The sequence below is a fragment of the Streptomyces graminilatus genome (assembly GCF_001418565.1).
Lineage (GTDB): Bacteria > Actinomycetota > Actinomycetes > Streptomycetales > Streptomycetaceae > Streptomyces > Streptomyces graminilatus.
The window spans coordinates 1-5,454 of sequence record NZ_LIQQ01000720.1; the positions used below are offsets into that span (position 1 = coordinate 1).

A 5,454-nucleotide genomic window follows, 5' to 3' on the forward strand; every position below is an offset into this window, starting at 1 on the left:
CTCCCGCCCCTCGAAGCCGCCCGATTCCACTTCCGCCACCAGGGCACCCTGCGCCGCACCCCGCCCTTCGCCATGCTCAAGCTGCTGCGCCGCAGCGCCCGACAGGCGCCCGTGGACGTCGACTTCATGACCTGGGCCACCGAGCAGGCGGGCGAGAAGGGGGCGCTGGCCGCCGCGCACTACTCCGCGGTGGCGCTCTTCCACCACGACCCCGGCAGCCTGTCGGCGGCCTTCGTGCAGGAACGGCTGCGCCGCGCCGCCGCCCTCCCGCCCGAGGCCCACTACCCGCGCGGCGGCTGGGCGAGCGTGATCGACCGCATGGCCGCCCGCGCCTGGAACCTGGGCGTACGGGTGGAGACGCTGTCCCGTGTCGACACCCTCCCCACGGACACGCCCGTCATCGTCGCCACCTCCCTCGACGCCGCCCGGCGCCTCCTGGGCGACGAAACCCTCACCTGGACCGGCGCCCGTACGGTCCTCCTCGACCTCGCCGTACGGACCCGGCGCGGCGATCCCTTCGTCGTCTCCGACCTGGACGCGCCCGGCTGGCTGGAACGCTTCACCGCGCAGGACCGCACCCTCGCACCGGCCGGCGAGCAGCTTCTCCAGGGCCAGTTCCCGATCGCACCGCACGCCGCCCGTGCCGAGGGCATCGCCCGCGCCGAGGCACTCCTCGACCTGGCCTTCGACGGCTGGCGCGAGCGCGTCACCTGGCGCCGTGAGTCGACTGCGAACGGCCGCACCGGCGCGGTCGACCTGCCCGGCACGAGCTGGCGCGACCGGCCCGCGATCGAACGCGGCGACGGTGTCTACCTCACGGGCGACCAGGTGGCCGCCCCCGGCGTCCTCGCCGAGGTCTCGTTCAACAGCGCGCTGACGGCCGTATCGCTGGCACTGGGCAACAGGCGAGGCCGTGGCCGCCTCGGCCCCCTCGACCTCAAGCAAGCCTGAGGCCGAAGAGTGGGAACACCACAACTCGGCCACACACCTGGGGACCCCACATGCACGCCATCCGCGAGTCCATCCCAAAGAGCTCAGTACCGCCCAGCCACCCGATCCGCCACCCGCGCCAGCCGCGACGACCGCGCACTGTTGCTGCCCAACTCCCGCCGATCCGCAGCCCGATACGTGGCGTACATCCCATGCACCCCCACCCACCGCAACGGCTCCGGCTCCCACTTCCGCACCCGATGCCCCACCCACGGCAGACCGGTCAACCCCGTACTCCCCGCGTCCCCCGAGTCCAGCAGCACCAGATCCCGCAAAGTCCGCGCCGCGAGATTGGCGGTGGCGACACCGGACCCGACATAACCCCCGGCCCACCCCAGCCCCGTCGACCGGTCCAAGGTCACCGTGGCGCACCAGTCCCTCGGCACCCCCAGCACCCCCGACCACGCATGGGCGATCCGCACGTCCCCCAGCGAGGGGAAGAACCGCACAAGGATCTCCCGCAACGCCTCCACGGTCGCCGCCTGCGTACGCCCGTCGTTGTCCGTCCGCGACCCGAACCGGTACGGCACCCCGCGCCCGCCCAACGCGATCCGCCCGTCCGCCGTCCGCTGCGCGTACATGTACGCGTGCGCCATGTCGCCCAGCGTCTCGCGCCCCGCCCAGCCGATCTCCGCCCACTGGGCGTCCGTCAACGGCTCGGTCGCGATCATCGACGAGTTCATCGGCAGCCAGGTCCGCCGCTGCCCCTTGAGCGAGGCCGTGAACCCCTCCGTGCAGCGCAGCACATAGGGCGCGCGAACAGTCCCGTACGGAGTGACAGCCTCCCGCGCGCGGATCTCCGTGACGGGAGTCCGCTCACGCACAACGACACCCAAGCCCTCGACGACCTCCGCGAGCCCTCTGACCAGCTTCACCGGATGCAACCGCGCCCCATGCGGAGTCCACGACGACCCGAGAACACCGGCCACGCGCACCCGCTCGGCGGTCGCGTCGGCGCCGTACAGCTCGCGGTCGTCCTCCCCGTACAACACCTCCACGTCATGGAAGTCCCGCAGCCGGGCCAACTGGGCGGGCGTGTACGCGACTTCCAGCACACCCCCGCGATGGATGTCGGCGTCGAACCCCTCCCCCTCCACCACCCGCACGACCTCCCCCACGGTGTCGTTCATGGCCCGCTGAAGCCGTACGGCCGCCTCGTGACCGTGCACGCGCGCGTACCGGTCCCGCCCCGCGATCCCGTTGTACAGCCAGCCCCCGTTGCGCCCGGAAGCCCCGTAACCGCAGAACTCCTTCTCCAGGACGACGATCCGAAGAGAAGGGGCCGCCTTCTTCAGGTAATAGGCCGTCCACAGGCCCGTGTAACCACCCCCGACGATGACGACGTCCGCCGTCGCGTCCCCGTCGAGAGGCGCACGCGGGACAGGCAGCCCGTCCTGCGCGTACCAGAAGGAAACCTGACCGTTGACGGGCCCACCGACCACGCCCGAACCGCCCTCCGCGCTGCTCATAGCGCCGGACGCTAACCCCTGAGAGCCCCCACTGTCTCCTTCGGATTCCGCACCCGCACGCCCCGCACACGCCAGGAAAAGCCCCCACGCGGCACCGCCGAAAACCCCCTGCCACGCTCCACGCGCGCGCATACGGTCACCACGTGATCCGCAACCACCACCCCGCAACTCCCGAAGTCCCCGCCGAACTGGTGGCCACACAGCTCAAGTACAACGGCGAGGCGGGCCGTGCCTTCATCACCGCGCTCCCCGCCCGCACGGCCGTCTTCCTCGGCCGCTGGAACCTGCGCATCGACGGCCGGGCGATGCACGGCGTGACGGCCCTGGTCCTCCCGGTCCGCCGCGCCGACGGCACGCCGGCCGTCCTGAAACTCCAGCTGCCGGACGACGAGAGCGAAGGCGAACCGACGGCCCTCCGCCACTGGAACGGCGACCACGCGGTACGCCTCCTGGACCACGACCCCGCCACCGGGACGATGCTCCTGGAACGCCTCGACCACACCCGGATGCTGTCCCACCACCCCGACGCCCACGAAGCCACCCTGGTCATCGCCGACCTCCTGGCCCACCTCACCGCCACCCCCGCCCCACCGGGCGTCCGCCGCCTCGGCGACATCGCGCAAGGCATGCTGGAGCGGTCGTCCCGCGCACTGCCCCGGATCCCGGACCCCGAGACCCGGACCCTCCTCCAGGACTGCGCGGCGGCACTGCGCGAGGTGGCCCCCGAACCAGGCGACCGGCTCCTCCACTGGGACCTCCACCACGAGAACGTCCTCGCCGCCGGCCGAGCCCCCTGGCTGGCCATCGATCCCAAACCCCTCGCGGGGGACCCCGGCTTCGACCTCTGGCCGGCCATCAGCAACCGCTTCGACCCCGACGACATCACCTGGCGCTTCGACGCCCTGACAGCCACCCTGTCCCTGGACCGCGAACACGCACGCGCGTGGACCCTCGCCCGAGCACTCCAGAACACCCTGTGGCACATCGAGGACGGCAACCCCCCGGAACCCCCGACCCTGGAGATCGCCCGCCGCCTGCGCACCGCCTGACCACGGCCCGAACACGAAAAAGCCCAGGTCGGCGCGGAGCTGACCTGGGCTGCTGAGCCCCCTGTCGGATTCGAACCGACGACCTACGCATTACAAGTGCGTTGCTCTGGCCAACTGAGCTAAGGAGGCAAGCCGCGCGCGTGCGCGGAGTGCGCAGGCATGCGTGCCCGTGCAGTCTACCCAGGCCCCGGCATGCCTCCGCTCGAAAATTTCCGCGAAGTTCACAACCCTCCAGGTACTGACAGACGCCGAATCGCCAGGTACCGTCCAGTTTCAGTCCACACCTACGTGGACTACACCACCTTCCACTACGGATCGTCCGGCACGTTCCTGCCGGTGAAGGGGGCCTAGTACCCATGGCCACTGTTACGTTCGACAAGGCGACCCGCATCTACCCGGGCACCGAGAAGCCCGCCGTCGATGGTCTGGACATCGAGGTCGGGGACGGCGAGTTCCTCGTGCTCGTCGGTCCGTCCGGCTGCGGCAAGTCCACCTCGCTCCGCATGCTCGCGGGGCTCGAGGACGTGAACGGCGGCGCCATCCGCATCGGCGACCGCGACGTCACGCACCTGCCGCCCAAGGACCGGGACATCGCGATGGTGTTCCAGAACTACGCGCTGTACCCGCACATGACCGTCGCCGACAACATGGGCTTCGCGCTCAAGATCGCCGGCGTCAACAAGGCCGAGATCCGCCAGAAGGTCGAGGACGCGGCGAAGATCCTCGACCTCACGGACTACCTGTCCCGCAAGCCGAAGGCCCTCTCGGGTGGTCAGCGCCAGCGTGTCGCCATGGGTCGCGCCATCGTGCGTGAGCCCCAGGTGTTCCTCATGGACGAGCCGCTGTCGAACCTCGACGCCAAGCTCCGCGTCTCGACCCGTACGCAGATCGCCTCGCTGCAGCGCCGCCTCGGCATCACCACGGTGTACGTCACCCACGACCAGGTCGAGGCCATGACCATGGGCGACCGGGTGGCCGTGCTGAAGGACGGTCTGCTCCAGCAGGTCGACTCGCCGCGCAACATGTACGACCGCCCGAAGAACCTCTTCGTGGCCGGCTTCATCGGCTCCCCGGCGATGAACCTCATCGAGGTCCCGATCACCGACGGCGGCGTGAAGTTCGGCAACTCGGTCGTCCCGGTCAGCCGCGAGGCCCTCACGGCCGCCGCCGACAAGGGTGACACCACCGTCACGGTCGGCGTCCGCCCCGAGCACTTCGATGTCGTCGAGCACAACGGTGCCGCCGCCGACACCCTGGCCAAGGCCACCGCGGACGCCCCGGCCGGTCTCGCCGTCACCGTGAACGTCGTCGAGGAGCTGGGCGCCGACGGTTACGTCTACGGCAGCGCCAAGGTCGGCGACGACCTGAAGGACCTGGTCGTCCGCGTCAGCGGCCGTGCCGTCCCGGACAAGGGCGCCACGCTGCACGTCGTGCCGCGTCCGGGCGAGATCCACGTGTTCTCGACCTCCACGGGCGAGCGCCTCACCGACTGAGACCTCACCTGAGCATCGAAGGGCCCCACGGCTTGCCGTGGGGCCCTTCGCGTGCGCGTTCCGCCGACAGCCCGATACCCCGGCACACCGGGCATTTCGCGTCGCGCTGTCAACGCCCTACCCAGAAAACGGCACCAATCCATCGCCCGATTGGGTGACTAAATGTCGCCAAATCAGCACCGAGCGCTACCCTCACTCGCGTGAAGCACTCCACTAACCAACTGACGCGAAGTGGCCGTGGCCCCGCCCGCCGGATCGGCCGTAGCCTCGCCCTTGTCCTGCCCGTCGTCCTGGTGCTGTCCGGGACCCTCGCGGTCACCCGAGTCAACTGGTCGGGGAGCCCCTCGGACTCGGTGCTCACCGCCTCCTCCGAGGACCTGGCCGCCCGGGCCGCCGCCGCCCACGAACCGCAGGACGTCCTGCGCGACCAGCTTCTCCTGGAGCTCCAGGAGA

At 70.6% G+C, this 5,454-nt stretch carries 4 protein-coding genes, 1 tRNA gene and 1 pseudogene; 4 read left to right on the forward strand and 2 right to left on the reverse strand.

Annotated elements, in window-relative coordinates; translation table 11 throughout:
- A partial coding sequence (locus tag AOK08_RS40535; protein ID WP_055535394.1) for a phytoene desaturase family protein occupies positions 1 to 951 on the forward strand: 951 nt, incomplete at its 5' end.
- A gap of 83 nt (positions 952 to 1,034) precedes the next feature.
- Here the strand turns inward: AOK08_RS40535 and AOK08_RS40540 are convergent.
- Entirely contained in the window at positions 1,035 to 2,459 is a 1,425-nt protein-coding gene (locus tag AOK08_RS40540) for an NAD(P)/FAD-dependent oxidoreductase (RefSeq protein WP_055535395.1), read from the reverse strand.
- A gap of 146 nt (positions 2,460 to 2,605) precedes the next feature.
- Between AOK08_RS40540 and AOK08_RS40545 the strand changes: the two genes are divergently transcribed.
- A complete protein-coding gene (locus AOK08_RS40545; RefSeq protein WP_055535399.1) occupies positions 2,606 to 3,508 on the forward strand; it encodes an aminoglycoside phosphotransferase family protein in 903 nt (300 codons plus the stop codon).
- A gap of 55 nt (positions 3,509 to 3,563) precedes the next feature.
- Here AOK08_RS40545 and AOK08_RS40550 read toward each other — a convergent pair.
- Positions 3,564 to 3,637: transfer RNA gene (locus tag AOK08_RS40550), tRNA-Thr, on the reverse strand.
- Between the two features lie 227 nt (positions 3,638 to 3,864).
- On the opposite strand from AOK08_RS40550, the gene AOK08_RS40555 reads away from it, so the two are divergent.
- Together AOK08_RS40555 and AOK08_RS40560 are read left to right on the forward strand one after the other, a co-directional pair.
- On the forward strand, positions 3,865 to 5,001 hold the full coding sequence (locus AOK08_RS40555; protein ID WP_055535397.1) for an ABC transporter ATP-binding protein: 1,137 nt from the start codon (positions 3,865 to 3,867) through the stop codon (positions 4,999 to 5,001).
- 200 nt (positions 5,002 to 5,201) lie between these two features.
- A pseudogene (locus AOK08_RS40560) lies at positions 5,202 to 5,454 on the forward strand (hypothetical protein); the annotation flags it as partial.